This window comes from Kitasatospora albolonga (assembly GCA_002082585.1).
In the GTDB taxonomy this organism is placed as follows: domain Bacteria; phylum Actinomycetota; class Actinomycetes; order Streptomycetales; family Streptomycetaceae; genus Streptomyces; species Streptomyces stephensoniae.
Genome location: CP020563.1, coordinates 529,112 through 544,242, shown reverse-complemented (window position 1 = coordinate 544,242; position 15,131 = coordinate 529,112). Strand labels below are relative to the sequence as shown.

Below are 15,131 nucleotides of genomic sequence, written 5' to 3'. Positions count from 1 at the left end.
CAGCGGGTCCGCCGTGCGGCGGGGGCCGGGAGCGCGTCACAGGAGCAGCGCGTAGGCGAGGAAGAACGCGGCCACCACCACCGCCACCGTCACGATGGCGATCAGCGGGCCCGCGGCCCAGCCCCGGGGCGGTGCGTGGCGCGGCCCCGCCTCCGATGTGCTGCCCTCGGCCGGCGGGGTCTCCCCGGCCGGGACGGAGCCGCCCGGCTCCAGCCCCGGGGTGTTGCGCGGGTCGGGGTCGGGATTTCCGATGTTCATGCCTCCCGGGTACCCCTTTGCGCGCCGTTACACCGGAACAACCCGAATCGGTCCGTACGGCGCGGATCGCGCGGGACGCGCCGCGTACGGCCGCGTTAGGAACGCCCGCCCCCGGGAACCCGGCGCCACGGACCCGATCCCCCCAGGAAGGGAAAGAGCATGGCAACCGCACGCGAGATCATGACCGGCGGAACCGAGTGCGTAGGTGAGAAGGAGAGCGTCCTGGAGGCCGCGAAGAAGATGACGGGGCTCGGCGTCGGCGCCCTGCCGATCTGCGGCACCGACAACAAGCTCAAGGGCATGCTGACCGACCGCGACATCGTGACCAAGGTGCTCGGTGCCGGAAAGGACCCGGCCGGCTGTACGGCCGGTGAGCTGGCGCAGGGCGAGGCGGTCACCATCGGCGCCGACGACCGGGCGGAGGAGATCCTGCGCACCATGACCCGGCACAAGGTCCGCCGGCTGCCGGTCATCGACGGCCACACCCTCGTCGGCATGGTCGCCACCGCTGACGTGGCCCGCTCCCTGCCCGACCCCGACGTGGGATACCTCATCGAGGCCCTCTCCACCGACTGAACCGCCCTTTCCCCGCAGGCCCCTCCACGCCCCGGCCGGACAGCGAACCGGCCGGGGCGTCCCACTGGGCCCGGGCCCAGTGGGACGCCCCGTCAGAAGGCGACCGTCTCCGCCGTGCGGACGGCCGCGCTCATGTTCCGCTCCATCATGCGCAGCGCGGCCTCCGCCAGATCCTCGTGGATATGGGCCACCGCGTCCTTCGGCACGGTGACGCGCAGCTGCCGGATATGCGCGTCGAGCGCCGAATACAGGACGCACTGCTCCGTCACCTGCCCGCAGAGCACGACATGGTCCGCCCCGAGCTGGGAGAGCAGATAGCTGAGCGGGGTCTCGTAGAAGATGGAATGCCGTGCCTTGACGACGAAGAGGGAATCGTCGTCCGGCAGGATCGGCTCGACCAGCTCCGCGTTCTTCCCGGCGAGCGTCTTCTCGATGATCTCGCCGTGGTGGGACCGCCATTCACCGAAATTGTCGTTCGCGTAGATGACCGGGACGCCTTCGGTACGGGCGCGGTCGATCAGCCGGGTGAGCTGGGGGGGAGCCGCGCGGACGGACGGAACGAGCAGCTCGGCGTCGGGGTGGTCATAGGCGTTGATCATGTCGATGACGATGAGAGCGCTGTTTGCGATGCGTTTTCCCATGCGTTCCATCCTGACACCCGGCCAAGGCGCCACACACTCGGTGTTTCACCCGGGGCCCCATGGGAACCCGGCACTCGTCCGCGGCCCGGGGGAAACGGCCGGGAAATCCGCTGCGGAAGAACGCGGAAGAAATGCGGAACGCATCACGGAAAACACGGACAGACACCGAACGAAACGCTCGAACGACGCGAAAAGAGGAGTGGCACCGTGCGCGCACTGACCTATCAGGGAAAGCGGGATGTCCGGGTGGAGACGGTTCCGGACCCCCGGATACAGCATTCGACGGACATCATCGTCAAGATCACCTCCACCGGGATCTGCGGCTCGGACCTGCATCTCTACGAGGTGCTCGGCCCCTACCTCGATCCGGGCGACATCCTCGGCCACGAACCGATGGGTGTGGTGGAGGAGGTGGGGCCCGAGGTGACCGCCGTCGCGCCGGGGGACCGGGTGGTCATCCCCTTCAACGTGTCCTGCGGCCACTGCCACATGTGCGGTCAGGGGCTGCACTCCCAGTGCGAGACCACCCAGGTCCATGAGTACGGCACCGGCGCCTCGCTCTTCGGCTACACCAAGCTGTACGGGCAGGTGCCCGGCGGCCAGGCCGAATACCTGCGGGTGCCCTTCGGGAACGCCCTGCCCATCAAGGTGCCGCACGGCCCCTCGGACGACCGGTTCGTCTATCTCTCGGACGTCCTGCCGACCGCCTGGCAGGCCGTGGAGTACGCGGACATCCCGCCCGGCGGCAGCGTCACCGTCCTCGGTCTCGGCCCGATCGGGGCGATGGCGGCCCGGATCGCGCTGCACCGGGGCGCCGGACTCGTCATCGGCGTGGACCTGGTCCCCGAGCGCCTGGACCGGGTCAGCGGGTACGGGGCCACCTGCCTGGACCTGCGCCGCTACGACAAGGGCAAGGAGCTCGGCGACGCCGTCCGGGACCTCACCGACGGGCGCGGCACGGACGCGGTGATCGACGCCGTCGGCATGGAGGCCCACGGGGCACCCGTCGCCAGGGCGGCGCACGCGGCGGTCGGCCTGCTGCCCGACAAGGTCGGCCGGCGCCTGATGGAGACGGCGGGCATCGACCGGCTCACCGCCCTCCACACCGCCATCGACCTGGTGCGCCGGGGCGGCACGATCTCCATCTCCGGCGTCTACGGCGGCTCCGCCGACCCGATGCCGCTGCTGACCCTGTTCGACAAGCAGATACAGCTGCGGATGGGCCAGGCCAACGTCAAACGCTGGGTCGACGATCTGCTGCCGCTGCTGGTCGACGGCGACCCCCTGGGCGTGGACTCCTTCGCCACCCACCATCTGCCGCTCGAAGAGGGACCGAAGGCGTACGAGACGTTCCAGAAGAAGGCCGACGGCATGATCAAGACCCTGCTGGTCCCCTGATCACCACCCCGACGGAAGGACGCTTCGATGGAGACCCGTACCGAACGGCCCGGCGGCAAGCGGGTCGTGGTCACCGGTGCCACCGGCAACGTCGGCACCGGCGTGGTTCGCGCGCTGGCGGCGGACCCGGAGATCGGCTCCGTACTCGGCCTGGCGCGCAGGCGCCCCGGCCTGGACATCGCCAAAGTCGCCTGGGACACCGTCGACCTCTCGCGCGAGCACAGCGAGGAGCGGCTCACCGGCCTGCTGGAGGGCGCGGACGCCGTCGTCCACCTGGCGTGGCGCTTCCAGCCCACCCACGACCCGGTCACCACCTGGCGGAGCAACGTCCTCGGCTCGCAGCGGGTCTTCCGCGCGGTCGAGCGGAGCGGGGTCCCGGCCCTGGTGCACGCCTCGTCCGTCGGCGCCTACTCGCCGGGGCCCAAGGACGAGCCCGGCGTGGACGAGCAGTGGCCGACCGACGGCTGGCCGGACGCCGCCTACTGCCGGGAGAAGGCATACCTGGAGCGCGTCCTCGACACCTTCGAGCTGCTGCACCCGCAGATCCGGGTGGTACGGATGCGGCCGGGTTTCCTCTTCAAGGAGACGGCCGCGCCCGAGCAGCGCCGGATCTTCGCGGGCCGCCACGTCCCGGGCACCCTCGTCCGCCCCGACCTGCTGCCCTTCGTGCCCGACCTGGAGGGGCTGCGCTTCCAGGTCCTGCACACCGACGACGCCGCCGAGGCGTACCGGCTGGCCGTGCTCCGCGACGTACGCGGCCCCTTCAACCTGGCGGCGGCCCCGGTGCTCGACGCCCACCGCCTGGCGGAGCTGCTCGGCGCCCGTACCGTACGGGTCCCGAGGGCGCTGGTCCGTACGGCGCTCGCGACCGCCTGGCGCGCCCACGCCGTACCGGCCTCCCCGCACCTCTTCGACGCGGTGCTGCGGCTGCCCGTGCTGGACTCCACCCGCGCGCACGAGGAGCTCGGGTGGCGGCCGGCCCGTACGGCCGAGGAAGCGCTGAGCGCCTTTCTGCGCGGGGTGCGGGAGGGCCGGGGCGAGGACACCGCACCGCTGGCCGGCCGGAAGATCGGCTGAGCGGCGGGACGGTGTCTGTGCGTGCCGGGGGGCGATGAACCGAACCTCCGACGGGTGCGGCGGACCGGGGCCGTGTCCCCGCCCCGGTCCGCCGCACTCCTCCCGCCGCGTCCTCGCCCCGGTTCAGCTCCGGCCCGCCGCCCCCGCGCCGACACCGGCCGGGGCCGCGGCCACCTCGCCGATCACGAAACCGCTCCTGGGCGCCGTCGGAATCCGGTTCAGCGGGATACGCAGGTCCTGCTCCACGACGTCGTACGAAGTCCGCGCCAGGAACCTCGCCACCTCGGCCAGGACCGCGACCGTGATGTCCTCCCCGGGGCACCGGTGACCGTCCACCGGGCCGCCTCCCTGCGGGACCAGCCCGTCGACGGGCGGGGCACTGCCCAGGAACCGGGTCGGGTCGAAGCGGTACGGCTCGGGCCACAGGTCCGGGTCATGATCCAGCCCGTACAGATCGAGCAGCACCATCGTGCCCGGCTCGATCGTCCGCCCGGCCCACTCCAGCCGCTCCGCCGCCAGCCCGCCCACGAAGGGCGCGAACGGATAGAACCGGCGCACCTCCTGCGCGAACGCCCACGCGTACTCGGGACCGTCCCCGCCCGCCAGCACCTCGCGGTGCTCCGGATGGCGGTGCAGGGCATGGGCCGCGAACACGGCGAACCAGGTGATCGCCACCGTCGGCCGCAGCACGTTCAGCACCTCCACCGCGGCGGTGCGCGGATCGAGCAGCGCCCCGTCCGCGTGCCGGTGCGCCGCGACCGTACGGAAGACCGTGGGGCCGGAGCCGTCGCCCTCCAGCGCGGCCCCCTGGCGCGCGGCCTCCACCAGCGGGGCCAGCCGCTCCTCCTGGTGGCGGCGGGCCCGCCGGGCCCTGAGGTGGCAGGGGCCCACGGAGGCGAAACCGTCCACCATGGCGATCATGTCCCGGGCCGTGGGGGCCACCGCGTCCTCGGCCAGCGGCACCCCGGCCCAGGTGTGCACCGCACGGGTGAGGACCTCCGCCACCTCGTCGAAGAGGACCACCCGCCCCCGCGCGGCCCACACCGCCCGGGCCCGCTCCAGCTCCCGGGCAACCCGCTCGGAGAGGTCACGTACCCGGGCGGGCTCCTTGAGCAGGCCGGTGAAGAGGGCCTTGCGCACCCCGTGGCGCTCGCTGTCCAGGGTGTGGACCGCGCCCCGGCCGAAGAGCGTGTCGATCACGGGCTGGGGCAGGGCGTCCGTGCGGCGGATGTGGTGCTCGTCGTAGAAGAACCGCACGGCCGCCGGGCCGTGCAGGGCGATGACCCGCTTGCCGAGCAGGCGGGTCTCCACGGGCGCTCCGCCGCTGCGGCGCCTGCGGTCGGGCAGCCAGCCATAGCCGCGCAGCAGAAGCGGGAGGGTGTCGTCGACCATGGGGGTCCTCCGTGAGGGTCGTGGGGATGCGTGGGTCTCGTGGGGGTGGGATGGAAGGGGATCGTTCGGGGTGTGGCCGTGGGCTCAGGGGCGGCGCCAGTCGTCGGAACGCAGATGGGAGCCCGCCTGCGGCCCCATGCGCAGCATCCCGCCGTCCACCGCCCAGGAGGCGCCGGTGACGTACGAGGACTCGGGACCGGCCAGGAAGGCGACGACCGAGGCGACCTCACGGGCGTCGCCGGGCCGCCGGAGGGGGATGCCCGGCCGGTCCACGCCCGCGACGTCCGTGTCCTCCTGCCCGGTCATCGGGGTGGCGATCTCGCCGGGGGCCACGGAGTTCACGGTGATGCCGTACTCGGCCAGCTCCAGGGCCATCACCTGCGTCAGCAGGCCCAGCCCGCCCTTGGCCGCGCAGTAGGGGGCCGCGCCGACCCGGGGCTGGTGCTCGTGGACCGAGGTGATGTTCACGATGCGGCCGCCGTCCCCCTGGGCGATCATGCGGCGGGCCGCACGCTGCGAGCAGAGGAAGGGGCCGATGAGATCCACGTCGATGACCTGCCGGACCGTCGTGTGGTCCAGGTCGAGGAACCGGGTGGCGGCCCCCGTTCCCGCGCAGTTGACCAGGACGTCCACCCGGCCCAGTTCGTCCGCGAGGGCGTCCACCACATCGGCGGCCTCCGGCAGCTCGGTGAGGTCGAGCCGGGCCACGGCGGCCCGCCGGCCGGCCGAGCGCACCTCTTCTGCCGTGTTCTCGCCGCCCGCACGGTCGCTGTGGTAGGTGATGCCCACGTCCATGCCCTGTTGCGCCAGCTTCACGGCGACGGCTCGGCCGATGCCCGAATCCGCGCCGGTCACCAGCGCGACCGGGGCGACGGGCCAGGTGTGTGCGGTCATTTCTTCTCCTGGTGCGGATCTCTGATCTGTGGATCTGTGGATCTTGTGGGTGTGGGTGTGGGTGTGGGTGTGGGATGCCGGGCGCCGGACAGGGCTGTCCGGCACAGTCATCCGGCGGTGGTCGCCGGGCCTTCCTCCGCCTCGGGTGTGAGGCCCTCCTCGGGTGTGAGGTCGTCCAGCAGCGCCCGGCAGGCCGCCAGCAGGCTGCCGAGGGATGCCTCCGCGTCGACGTCCGACCCCTGGAGGTGCTCCCTTGTTCCCGCGAGGGCCCGGCGCGCATCGGCCAGCCGGGCGCTGCGCCGCCCCCGCCGCTCCTCGTCCGGGCCGTGCTCCATGACCTCCTGGTCGACGGCGCAGACCTCCGCCGCGGCGGCGAGCAGTGCGGCGAGCCCGGCCAGGGCCCGGGGCGGCGGCCGGGGCAGACCGCGCCGCTCGGAGGCGGCCTCCCACAACGTCAGCGTCAGGGTCAGCAGCCGGTCCCCCACCCGGGCCCAGAGCACGTCCCAGGCGTCGGACGGGGCCGGTGCGCGGCGGCGGAGGCGGTGGCCGGGGTTGAGCCGGAAGCTCTCGGAGGCCCACCCCCGTGCGGTCCGCAGCTCCGCGAGGGCCCCGAGCATGTCACCGGCCGACCGGTACCACCGCTCCGCCCGCTCCTCGTCGTAACCGTCGCGGATGCCCTCGCTCAGCTCCCGCAGCAGCCGCGCACAGTCGCGCGGCAGGGCGTACGCCAGCTTGTTGACGTGCTGGGAGTGCACGGGCGGCAGGACGAGCGCGTTCACCGCGATGCCCACGGCGGCCCCGACCGCCGTCTCCAGCAGCCGGTGCCCCACGGCGGGCAGCGAGTAGGAGCCGTACGCGAGCACGAACAGCGCGGTGGTGGGTGCGTACAGCCCCTGGCCCCCGGCCCGGGCCCAGTTGCCCAGGAGCACCGCCGGGGGGAGGGCGATGAGCAGGGCGGTCATGGTGTTGCCCGTGAGGAGGACGGCACCGGCGGCCATCAGGGTCCCGGCCGCGATCATCAGGAAGAGCTGGACGGCGCTGCGCAGGGACCGGTAGACGGTCCCCTGGACCAGGGCCACGGCCGCCCACGGCGCCATCAGGGCCATCGGGGCCTCCAGCCACCACCCCGTCACCGCCCAGGCGATGGCCGCCGCACCGGCGGCTTTGAGGGACTGCACCACCTGGTAGCGGTCGGGGGGCCGCACACGCCGGGTGAGCCGGGTGAGCCGCGTGGTCCGGGTGGTCCGGGTGGTCCGGGTGGGACGTTCCTTCACTCCGTCCCCTCACGCGGTCCCCGAGAGAGCCCCGGCCCTGTCGAGGGTTCCGGTCTCCTTGAGGGCCCCGGCGCGGACCCGTGCGCAGGACTGGCTGATCAGCCGGGAGACGTGCATCTGCGATATGCCGAGGTGCTGCGCGATGCCCAGCTGGGTCATGTCGCGGAAGTACCGCAGGTAGAGGATGGTCCGCTCGCGCTCGGGGAGCTTCCGCAGGCCGGGTTTGGCGGCCTCGCGGTCGACGGCGACGTCCAGGGCGTGGTCCCAGGAGCCCAGCCGGTCGGCCAGGGTGGCCCCGCCGTCCACGCCCGCCGGTTCGGCGTCCAGGGACAGGGCGCTGTAGCTCTCCAGCGCCTCCAGACCGATCAGGACGTCCTCCTCGGAGAGGTTCGCCTCCGCCGCGATCTCGGCGCAGGTGGGGGCGCGTCCGCCCAGCCGCTGGGCGAGGTCGCGCCGCGCCGTCCGGACCTGGTTGCGGAGGTCCTGGACCCGGCGCGGCACATGGACGTCCCAGGTGTGGTCGCGGAAGTGCCGCTTCAGTTCGCCCGTCACGGTCGGTACGGCGTAGGTCTCGAATGCCTTGCCCCGCGCCGGGTCGTACCGGTCCACCGCCTTGACCAGTCCCATCGCGGCCACTTGGCGCAGGTCGTCCATCGGCTCGCCCCGGTTGCGGAAGCGTGAGGCCAGCCGGTACGCCATCGGCAGCCAGGCGCAGACGGTCTCCTCGCGCAGGGCGTCCCGCTCCGGCCCCCGGGGAAGCGTGCTCAGCTTCCGGAATGCCTCGTCGGACGACGGGGCACCCGTGTCCGTGGAGGGCTGGGGGACAGGTGCAGGCTGCATGGTGCTCACTCCTCTGCGGTGACGTCAGCGGGACGATGCTCGATCACCGTGGGAGCACACATGAACCGGACAGATGCCGCCCGGGACTCCCACGGGCGCCTCTTGTCCGAAGCACTTTCAGCCTCATACCCGTGCGGATAGGGGCCAAACATATGAAACAAGGGTAAGTCGACGGCGTTGTGTCGGCCAGGGGAGCGGATCGGGGCGTATGGGACCGGCCGGAACGGGTACCCGCCTCGCTCGAGACATCCCGACAGAACGGGAGGAACCCATGGATCTCGCCCCTCTGACGCCCCTGTACGAACGCCCCGGCCCCTGGGCGTCGGCCTACCTCGACACCTCGTTCGCCGACGAAGCCACGCTCAGCCGCCGTGAACTCAAGGGACGGCAGACCAGCGAGGAACTGGCCGCGCAGGGAGCGGACGAGGAGACCTGCCGGGCCGTGCGCCGGGCCATCGGCTCGTACGCGTACGGGCAGACGCCCGGCCGGGCCGTCTTCGCCGCCCACGGCGAGGTCGTGTTCGAACCGGTCCTGGCCCTCCCGCCGCCCGACGAGTCCTCCGCCGTCTGGGGCCCGCTCCCGCACGTGGCACCGCTGCCGGAGCTGACGCCGGACGAACCGGACACGCTCGTCGTCGGATCGACCGGACCGGCGCCGACCTCGCACTCCGTACGGCCTCCGGCAGCCGCCCCGAGGGCACGGTCGAGGGCCGCGACACGGCCTCCTCCGACTGGTCCGAGCGCCACTTCCAGCTGAGCGTGGAGAACACCTGGGAGGAGAACGCCCGCTCGGTCGCCTCGGCGATCGAGGAGGCGGTCAGCAGGACGGGCGCGGACGTGGTCGTCGTCGGCGCGGGCGCCACCCGCGGCCGGAGCTTTGCCGATGACCTGGCGGCCGACAACCGCCCGGAGACCGGGCCGGACGGGGCCGAGCCGGTGGGCGGCCTCGGAGCCGTACTGCGCTGGCCCACCGGCGGGGACCACCCGCTGGTGGAATCCGGCACCTGACACCGGGCCGGGCGGACCGGGCCCGCGCAGACGGCCCACCGACGGCCCCGATCCGCCCGCACCGGACCGGTGCCGCTGCCGAGGAGACGATGACCATGCCGACCACGACGCAGGCCCCGCCGGTGCGGGGCGCACCCTGCTGGGTCAACCTGCTGGTACGCGATCCGCTCGCCGCACGGGCCTTCTACACCGCCGTGCTCGGCTGGGAGTTCGACGACTCCGGCCCGCTGGGCGAGGGCTTCTACGGGGAGGTCTTCTCCTGGCCGAGCCCCGGGCCCGACGGCATCGACGTCGCGTACGAGGAGGAGCGGATCGTCGCCCGCGTGGCCGGCCGGCCCGTCGCCGTGCTCTCCGGGGGAGGCGTCGAGAGCGCCCCCGATCCGGCGGTCCGCCCGCGCTGGGCCGTCCACTTCGCGGTGGACGACGTGCCACGGGCGGCGGAGAAGGCCGTCAGGGCGGGCGGAGCGGTCTTCCCCGCGCCGGGCCCGGTCTCCTCCGCGCCGCTTGCCGAAGCCGGTATTGGCACCCGCGCGGCCGAATACGTCGTCCGTGATCCGGAAGGGGCGCTGTTCACGGTGTCGTCCCGGTGAACAGCGCCCCCTGAAGAGTGCTCCTCGGGCCCGGTGAACCGTAACGTCTAGGCGAACGGGCTCTCGTCGAGCCGGGCGAGCAGGTCCGCGGCATCCCGGAAGACCGCGTCCGCCCCCGCCGCCTCCAGGTCGGCCCGCGGAATGCCGCCCGACAGCAGCGCCACCGAGCGCACCCCCGCCCGCGCCGCCGCCTCCATGTCCCACACCGTGTCGCCCACGAACACCGCCTGCCCGGCCGCCACCCCGGCCAGCTCCAGGGCCAGCTGTACGGGCTCCGGGGACGGCTTGCCCTCGTCGACGTCGTCCGAGCTCGCCGTGTCCTTGACGGCCTCGTCCGCGTCCACCGCCCGCCGCAGGGCCGCCAGCTCGGGCCCGCTCGCCGAGGTGGCCAGGACCACCTGCCAGTCGCGTCCGGCCAGGGTGCGCAGGAGGTCGCCCGCGCCCTCGAAGGCCGGGAGGCGGTCGAAGTACGTCCCGTAGAGCACCGTGTGCGCGGAGCCGATGGCGGAGTCCTGGTCACGGTCCCGGCCCTCGCCGAGCAGCCGGTCGATCAGATCGTCGGAGCCGAGGCCGACCGCCCGGTGGATGTCCGGCATCGGCACGGTGTGCCCCGCCTGCCGGAACGCCTCCCACCACGCCACCACATGCAGGTGATTGGTGTCGGTGAGCGTACCGTCCACGTCGAAGATCGCCGCGCCTGCTGCCATGTGCACCGGTTTCCTTCCCTGATAGTGCGCCGAGCTCCTGCCGTGCGCCGATGCCCCGCCGTGCGCCCGGGGTGCCGCTGTCGTGCCCCGTACGGCCGGGTCAGGCTCCCCGGCCCCCGCCGTCCGCCTCTTCGGCCACGTGCACGGCCGCTTCCTCGGCCGACGCGGCCCCGCCGTCGATGCCGACGTCCTCGGCGAAGACATCAGTGTTCCGGCCGGTCGCGTCGTCCGCCGCCGTCAGCCGTCCGGCGCGCGCGCCGCCGTCGATCCGCTCCTGCGGTTCGCCCTCGCCCTCCGCGACATCGCCGATGCCGTCACCGGCCGGCGGCTCGACGTCCGGGACCTCCTGGGCGAGCCGCCGGTCGAGCGATTCCCCCTCGCGTTCCTCCGCGCCCGTGGTGCCGAACTTGTTCACGCCCAGCGGCCGTTCGGGAGGGGAGTAGCCCTCCTCCAGCTGGTCGTCCAGATCGCGTTCGCCGAGCGCGTTCTCCATGTCGAGCTCGTCGTTCGGCGGGTCCTGGCCGTTGTCGCTCTGCGGCTGGTACACATCGTCACCGCGTGCCTGGTCGCTCATGTCGCTCATCGCGCCCTTCTCTGCGTGGGGGAAAATCGTCGGCTGCGCGGAAGGTCAGCGCCCGAGGGCCTTCTTCAGCTCCGCCTTGTTCATCGAGGAGCGTCCGTCGATGTTCTTCTTCCGTGCCTCCGCGTACAGCTGGTCCTTCGTCGGACCCTGCGCACCCCGGTGGGAGCGTTCGCCGCCGCGTTCGTACGCGGACTTCTTGTCCTGGGTGGACGTTTTGCTGGCCGTCCTCGATTCACCGGACCGGGCCCGCTCCTTGTTCACCGTACGGGCGGCGATCTCCTTGGCGCGCTTCTCGGATGCTCCCCGCTCCTCCTGGCTCTCCTTGATGTGCTCGTACTGGCGTTCACGCTTCGCATTCGATCCAGCAGGCATGAGGTCCTCCTTTTCCGGGGCCGCCCGCCCGCGTTCCCGGGGGGCCGCCACCCGCGTTTCCCGTACGAGCCCCAATAAACAGCGCCGGGGGGCGGGCAGCACGCCCGCCCGTGGGTTCCGGGGCCACTGGAGTGACCCGTGCGACCGCCTGGCCCCGGCAGGGGGCAGCGCCGGAGGCTGCTTTCCGAACCCACCGGCGCCTGAGTTCCGCGTACGTCGGATACCTGGTTGCTGAGTACCCCTGGCGCGGCCGCTAAACGTGTGGCGGGAAAGCTCCCACGCTTGCATGAACCGCGCCCTGCTGGGCACAGTTATAGGGCTGGGTCAGGAAGCGGCCTGCTTCAATCCGTCCGCATTTCCCCAGGCGGTCCGTGCTGTTACCGGGCCGCTCCGGTGGATAGCCCCCTGGTATCTCCCTTTTTTTGCTGTATGCGCGACGCGCCGCTGAATACGTATCTCCGTGTGTCCGCGGTCCGTCTCGGAGAACGTTGTCCGCGCCCGTTCCCCCCGACGGGTGCTCCGGGTCCTAGAGAAAGGCAGCACACCATGCTGATGGCACACCCCGCGGTTCTCGAGGAACTGCTGCGCCGTTACGAGGAACTCCGGACCCAGCACGGCGAGGGCGGCGAAGGGGTGGCCCGGCGGCTGGATGACGTCAGCTACACGCTGTGCGTCTCCACGGGGACCCGTGACATCGCCGCCGCGCTCGTGGCGGCCCGTGAGCAGGTGCGCCGCTCCGCCCCCAGACGGGACGACGTGGTCTCCGCCTGAGCGGCCGGAGCGGATCAGGGCCGGGGGCGCAACGGGGGGCCGCCCGGCGGCACGCCTCCCGAGACGGAGCCGACGAGCTGCGCGCAGAGGTCGCGCAGCTTGACGTTGCGGTGCTGCGAGGCGCTGCGCAGGGTCTGGAGCGCCTCCTCCGGCGTACAGCGGCGCTGGTTCATCACGATGCCGGCCGCCTGGTCGATCACCGCACGCGACTGGAGAGCCGCTTGGAGGTCGGTGGTGAACGTCCGGGCGTCGGAGAGCCGCTGGGCCAGGGCGATCGCCCCCGTCGCCTGGGCCGCCAGGGCGCGCAGACCGCCGAGATCGGCCTCCGCGAAGCCGTCCACCTTGGGCGAGTACAGATTCAGCGCGCCCGCCGTGTGGGAGCGGGCGGCGACCGGCAGGGAGAGCGAGGACCGGGTCCCGGCGGCGACGGCGAAGGCCGGATAGCCGTTCCACCGGCTCTCGGTCTGCATGTCCCCCACGCTGACCTCGTGCCCCTCGCGCAGGGCCTCCAGACAGGGGCCGTCGTCCTGCCCGTACTGCGCCTCGTCCAGCGCCGGAGCGCTCACCCCGGCGCTGACCACGGTCAGCGGCCGGTTCTCCCGCTCCAGGGTGATGCCGCAGCCATCGGCGGCCGGGGCCTTGAGAAGGGCGCTCTCGGCCAGCACCTGGAGGAAGTCGTCCAGCGTGTCGCTGTCGAGAAGAAGCGAGATGAGGTCGGGTGTCCCGGGGGTCAGGCCGTCGGACATGGTCGCTCCCTTCCGGGCCGTAGCCCTCGCAGCCAGCATGGCACGATACGGGAGGCGGCGTCGCAGCCCCCGCCCGTGCCCCTCCGTCCTGGTCCTCGGTCGCAGAGACCTCACGGAAGTCCGCAGAGAACGCCACGGAAGTCCGGAGTCGCCACGGAAGTCCGGAGAGGCCCGACGGAACGGGTGTGGAACGTGCGGGGGCGGGAAGGCGCGCAGCGAGGTCAGGAAGCGGCCTTCTCATCAGCCTGCTTCCAGGGAGTACGTGATGGTCCTGCTCAGCTACCACCTCGACGACGCCCACCTCGTCGTCGAACTGTCCGATGCCGTCGATCTCGACAACGAGGCCGCGATCGAGCGGGAGCTGCTGAGGCTGATGCCGTGCTGCGGCCCCAGCACCCTCATCGTGGATGTCGTCACCCCCCTGCTCACCGCGCGCGCCCTGGGCGTACTGCTGCGGGTCCGCGCCGATGCCGAGCAGCGCGGTGTGTCGCTGGCGGTGGTGGCCAGATTCCAGACGGCACGTGAGGTCCTGAGCGCCGCGGCCCTCAACCGGATTCTGCGCGTCGCGCACACCCTCGCGGGTGCCGAACTCCGCAGCCGGGGCTGCCTGCCGGGCGCGGAGGCACCCGAGGAACCCCGTCCGAGCGGCCTGCGGGAACGGCTGAAGCGGCGCACCCAGGGGGCGGACGGCCCGGGTCCCGGGACCCGGGCCGTCGGACCGTACGCCGCCACATCCCTGCCCCGCCTCCCCCGGGAGCGATGAGGGCACGGGCGGGCCGGAGACGCGGACACCGGGGTCGTCTTCCGGCCGTCTCCGCCCGGTGGTTCGCGACCACGGGGCGGACCGTCCCGGCCGAGAGGGCATAATGAAGGGCTGGAGGTCAGGAAGCGGCCCTTGAGATTTCTCCCTGCCTCCGTGGAGTCCCCGTGAACCGCTCTCCCTCCCGCCGCCCCGTCGCCGCGGCCCCCTCCGCCGCCGCCTCCCGCGCCGCGCGTACGCCCGCCCCGGCGGCCCCCGCCCGAAGTCGCCCGCCCGCGACCGGGCGCCGCAGAACCCCCGGCAGTCCCCTGAGCACGGCCGGTGGCGCGCCCGCGCCCGTACGGCGTCCGCTCGCCCACGCCTGACCTCCCCGCCGCACGCACCGGAGCCTGTCCCCAGGCACCCGTGCGCCGGTGGAGCTTGCCCTGTCCCAGCGGCCCCGGACTGCGCCGCGCCAGCTCTGCCCCGCCCTTTCGGGAGGCGGGTCACCGCCCAGAACGAGATGAACATGACTGACAGGCCCGTGGCCGAGGCGCCGGACACGACCGCACTGCTCTTGGAGACGGAGTCCCTGGACGACTTCCTCCAGGCGCTCGCCCGCAGCGCCCTGGCCCTGGTCGCGGAGGCTGACGGGTGCGGCATCACGGTGCAGCGGCAGGGCCGCCCCGTCACCGTGTCCAGCGCGGGTGCCATCGCCACGAAGCTGGACGAGGCCCAGTACGGCCAGGACGACGGCCCCTGCCTCCAGGCGATGCGCACCGGCCTGGAGGTCAGCGTGCCCGACACGCTCCGGGAGAGCCGCTGGGCCGACTACCCCGCCTACGCGGCCGTCTGCGGCGCCCGGTCCTCGCTGTCGCTGCCCATCGCCCCGCACAGCCACACCTCCGGCGCCCTCAACCTGTACGCCCCGGTCCCCGGCGCCTTCGAGAACGCCGACCTGACGGCCCTGCGGCTGCTCACCGCCCAGGCCACCGGAGCCATCGCCCTGGCCCAGCGCATCGCGGACACCGAGGAGTTCGCCGCCGATCTGGAGGCCGCCCTCCAGTCCCGTACGGTCATCGACCAGGCGATCGGCGTGGTCATCGGCCAGCAGCGCTGCTCCCCGGAGAAGGCGTTCGAGGTGCTGCGTACGGCCTCCCAGCACCGCAACATCAAGCTCCGCGACCTGTGCGCCGAGCTGATCGCCAGCATCACCGGCGAGACGCCCCCCGAGGCGCGGTTCCAGCCCCGGGGGTGACGTGCCG

At 72.9% G+C, this 15,131-nt stretch carries 19 protein-coding genes; 9 read left to right on the top strand and 10 right to left on the bottom strand.

Translation table 11 applies throughout. From position 1 onward, the window contains the following. Positions 1-36: 36 nt before the first annotated feature. A complete protein-coding gene (locus B7C62_02345) occupies positions 37-258 on the bottom strand; it encodes a hypothetical protein (protein ID ARF71219.1) in 222 nt (73 codons plus the stop codon). A 159-nt stretch (positions 259-417) separates the two neighbouring features. Between B7C62_02345 and B7C62_02340 the strand changes: the two genes are divergently transcribed. Further along, the gene (locus tag B7C62_02340) at positions 418-834 is read left to right on the top strand and encodes a histidine kinase (GenBank protein ID ARF71218.1); all 417 of its coding nucleotides are present in this window, start codon (positions 418-420) and stop codon (positions 832-834) included. 92 nt (positions 835-926) lie between these two features. On the opposite strand, the gene B7C62_02335 is transcribed toward B7C62_02340, so the two are convergent. Then, on the bottom strand, positions 927-1,463 hold the full coding sequence (locus B7C62_02335; GenBank protein ID ARF76949.1) for an isochorismatase: 537 nt from the start codon (positions 1,461-1,463) through the stop codon (positions 927-929). A gap of 219 nt (positions 1,464-1,682) precedes the next feature. On the opposite strand from B7C62_02335, the gene B7C62_02330 reads away from it, so the two are divergent. Both B7C62_02330 and B7C62_02325 read left to right on the top strand, forming a co-directional pair. After that, on the top strand, positions 1,683-2,873 hold the full coding sequence (locus tag B7C62_02330) for a glutathione-dependent formaldehyde dehydrogenase (protein ID ARF71217.1): 1,191 nt from the start codon (positions 1,683-1,685) through the stop codon (positions 2,871-2,873). A 27-nt stretch (positions 2,874-2,900) separates the two neighbouring features. Next, positions 2,901-3,950, top strand: coding sequence for an NAD-dependent epimerase (locus B7C62_02325; protein ID ARF71216.1), 1,050 nt, complete (start codon positions 2,901-2,903; stop codon positions 3,948-3,950). A 123-nt stretch (positions 3,951-4,073) separates the two neighbouring features. On the opposite strand, the gene B7C62_02320 is transcribed toward B7C62_02325, so the two are convergent. From B7C62_02320 to B7C62_02305, 4 genes are all read right to left on the bottom strand, one after another. Next, positions 4,074-5,342, bottom strand: a complete 1,269-nt coding sequence (locus tag B7C62_02320; protein ID ARF71215.1) for a cytochrome — start codon at positions 5,340-5,342, stop codon at positions 4,074-4,076. 84 nt (positions 5,343-5,426) lie between these two features. Then, positions 5,427-6,236 (bottom strand): SDR family oxidoreductase, encoded by an 810-nt coding sequence (locus tag B7C62_02315; GenBank protein ARF71214.1) that lies wholly within the window; start codon positions 6,234-6,236, stop codon positions 5,427-5,429. Between the two features lie 107 nt (positions 6,237-6,343). Next, the gene (locus B7C62_02310; GenBank protein ID ARF76948.1) at positions 6,344-7,441 is read right to left on the bottom strand and encodes a hypothetical protein; all 1,098 of its coding nucleotides are present in this window, start codon (positions 7,439-7,441) and stop codon (positions 6,344-6,346) included. Between the two features lie 78 nt (positions 7,442-7,519). Then, positions 7,520-8,350, bottom strand: coding sequence for a B/F/G family RNA polymerase sigma-70 factor (locus B7C62_02305; GenBank protein ARF71213.1), 831 nt, complete (start codon positions 8,348-8,350; stop codon positions 7,520-7,522). A 271-nt stretch (positions 8,351-8,621) separates the two neighbouring features. Between B7C62_02305 and B7C62_02300 the strand changes: the two genes are divergently transcribed. The 3 genes from B7C62_02300 to B7C62_02290 all read left to right on the top strand — a co-directional run bounded on the left by B7C62_02300 (position 8,622) and on the right by B7C62_02290 (position 9,948). After that, positions 8,622-9,107, top strand: a complete 486-nt coding sequence (locus B7C62_02300) for a hypothetical protein (protein ID ARF71212.1) — start codon at positions 8,622-8,624, stop codon at positions 9,105-9,107. A 2-nt stretch (positions 9,108-9,109) separates the two neighbouring features. After that, a complete protein-coding gene (locus B7C62_02295) occupies positions 9,110-9,358 on the top strand; it encodes a hypothetical protein (protein ID ARF71211.1) in 249 nt (82 codons plus the stop codon). 89 nt (positions 9,359-9,447) lie between these two features. Continuing rightward, on the top strand, positions 9,448-9,948 hold the full coding sequence (locus B7C62_02290) for a hypothetical protein (protein ID ARF71210.1): 501 nt from the start codon (positions 9,448-9,450) through the stop codon (positions 9,946-9,948). A 47-nt stretch (positions 9,949-9,995) separates the two neighbouring features. On the opposite strand, the gene B7C62_02285 is transcribed toward B7C62_02290, so the two are convergent. The 3 genes from B7C62_02285 to B7C62_02275 all read right to left on the bottom strand — a co-directional run bounded on the left by B7C62_02285 (position 9,996) and on the right by B7C62_02275 (position 11,610). Next, positions 9,996-10,655, bottom strand: a complete 660-nt coding sequence (locus B7C62_02285; GenBank protein ARF71209.1) for an HAD family hydrolase — start codon at positions 10,653-10,655, stop codon at positions 9,996-9,998. Between the two features lie 100 nt (positions 10,656-10,755). Beyond that, entirely contained in the window at positions 10,756-11,229 is a 474-nt protein-coding gene (locus tag B7C62_02280; protein ID ARF76947.1) for a hypothetical protein, read from the bottom strand. Between the two features lie 54 nt (positions 11,230-11,283). Continuing rightward, positions 11,284-11,610: a plasmid stabilization protein gene (locus tag B7C62_02275; GenBank protein ID ARF76946.1), complete on the bottom strand. Its 327-nt coding sequence runs from the start codon at positions 11,608-11,610 to the stop codon at positions 11,284-11,286. 546 nt (positions 11,611-12,156) lie between these two features. On the opposite strand from B7C62_02275, the gene B7C62_02270 reads away from it, so the two are divergent. Beyond that, entirely contained in the window at positions 12,157-12,381 is a 225-nt protein-coding gene (locus tag B7C62_02270; protein ARF71208.1) for a DUF5133 domain-containing protein, read from the top strand. Positions 12,382-12,395: 14 nt separating this feature from the next. Here the strand turns inward: B7C62_02270 and B7C62_02265 are convergent, their stop codons facing one another. After that, positions 12,396-13,127, bottom strand: a complete 732-nt coding sequence (locus B7C62_02265; protein ARF71207.1) for an antitermination regulator — start codon at positions 13,125-13,127, stop codon at positions 12,396-12,398. Between the two features lie 265 nt (positions 13,128-13,392). Between B7C62_02265 and B7C62_02260 the strand changes: the two genes are divergently transcribed. Together B7C62_02260 and B7C62_02255 are read left to right on the top strand one after the other, a co-directional pair. Next, positions 13,393-13,890, top strand: a complete 498-nt coding sequence (locus B7C62_02260; protein ID ARF71206.1) for a sulfate transporter — start codon at positions 13,393-13,395, stop codon at positions 13,888-13,890. Between the two features lie 505 nt (positions 13,891-14,395). Further along, positions 14,396-15,124, top strand: coding sequence for a transcription antitermination regulator (locus B7C62_02255; GenBank protein ID ARF71205.1), 729 nt, complete (start codon positions 14,396-14,398; stop codon positions 15,122-15,124). Positions 15,125-15,131: the final 7 nt, after the last annotated feature.

Excerpts from the sequence above, each read along its gene's own strand:
- B7C62_02260 (ARF71206.1), top strand. The coding sequence starts at position 13,393 with ATGGTCCTGCTCAGCTACCACCTCGACGACGCCCACCTCGTCGTCGAA.
- B7C62_02320 (ARF71215.1), bottom strand. The coding sequence starts at position 5,342 with ATGGTCGACGACACCCTCCCGCTTCTGCTGCGCGGCTATGGCTGGCTG.
- B7C62_02265 (ARF71207.1), bottom strand. The coding sequence starts at position 13,127 with ATGTCCGACGGCCTGACCCCCGGGACACCCGACCTCATCTCGCTTCTT.
- B7C62_02285 (ARF71209.1), bottom strand. The coding sequence starts at position 10,655 with ATGGCAGCAGGCGCGGCGATCTTCGACGTGGACGGTACGCTCACCGAC.
- B7C62_02290 (ARF71210.1), top strand. The coding sequence starts at position 9,448 with ATGACCATGCCGACCACGACGCAGGCCCCGCCGGTGCGGGGCGCACCC.
- B7C62_02275 (ARF76946.1), bottom strand. The coding sequence starts at position 11,610 with ATGCCTGCTGGATCGAATGCGAAGCGTGAACGCCAGTACGAGCACATC.
- B7C62_02305 (ARF71213.1), bottom strand. The coding sequence starts at position 8,350 with ATGCAGCCTGCACCTGTCCCCCAGCCCTCCACGGACACGGGTGCCCCG.
- B7C62_02280 (ARF76947.1), bottom strand. The coding sequence starts at position 11,229 with ATGAGCGACCAGGCACGCGGTGACGATGTGTACCAGCCGCAGAGCGAC.
- B7C62_02315 (ARF71214.1), bottom strand. The coding sequence starts at position 6,236 with ATGACCGCACACACCTGGCCCGTCGCCCCGGTCGCGCTGGTGACCGGC.
- B7C62_02300 (ARF71212.1), top strand. The coding sequence starts at position 8,622 with ATGGATCTCGCCCCTCTGACGCCCCTGTACGAACGCCCCGGCCCCTGG.
- B7C62_02345 (ARF71219.1), bottom strand. The coding sequence starts at position 258 with ATGAACATCGGAAATCCCGACCCCGACCCGCGCAACACCCCGGGGCTG.
- B7C62_02340 (ARF71218.1), top strand. The coding sequence starts at position 418 with ATGGCAACCGCACGCGAGATCATGACCGGCGGAACCGAGTGCGTAGGT.
- B7C62_02255 (ARF71205.1), top strand. The coding sequence starts at position 14,396 with ATGACTGACAGGCCCGTGGCCGAGGCGCCGGACACGACCGCACTGCTC.
- B7C62_02270 (ARF71208.1), top strand. The coding sequence starts at position 12,157 with ATGCTGATGGCACACCCCGCGGTTCTCGAGGAACTGCTGCGCCGTTAC.
- B7C62_02325 (ARF71216.1), top strand. The coding sequence starts at position 2,901 with ATGGAGACCCGTACCGAACGGCCCGGCGGCAAGCGGGTCGTGGTCACC.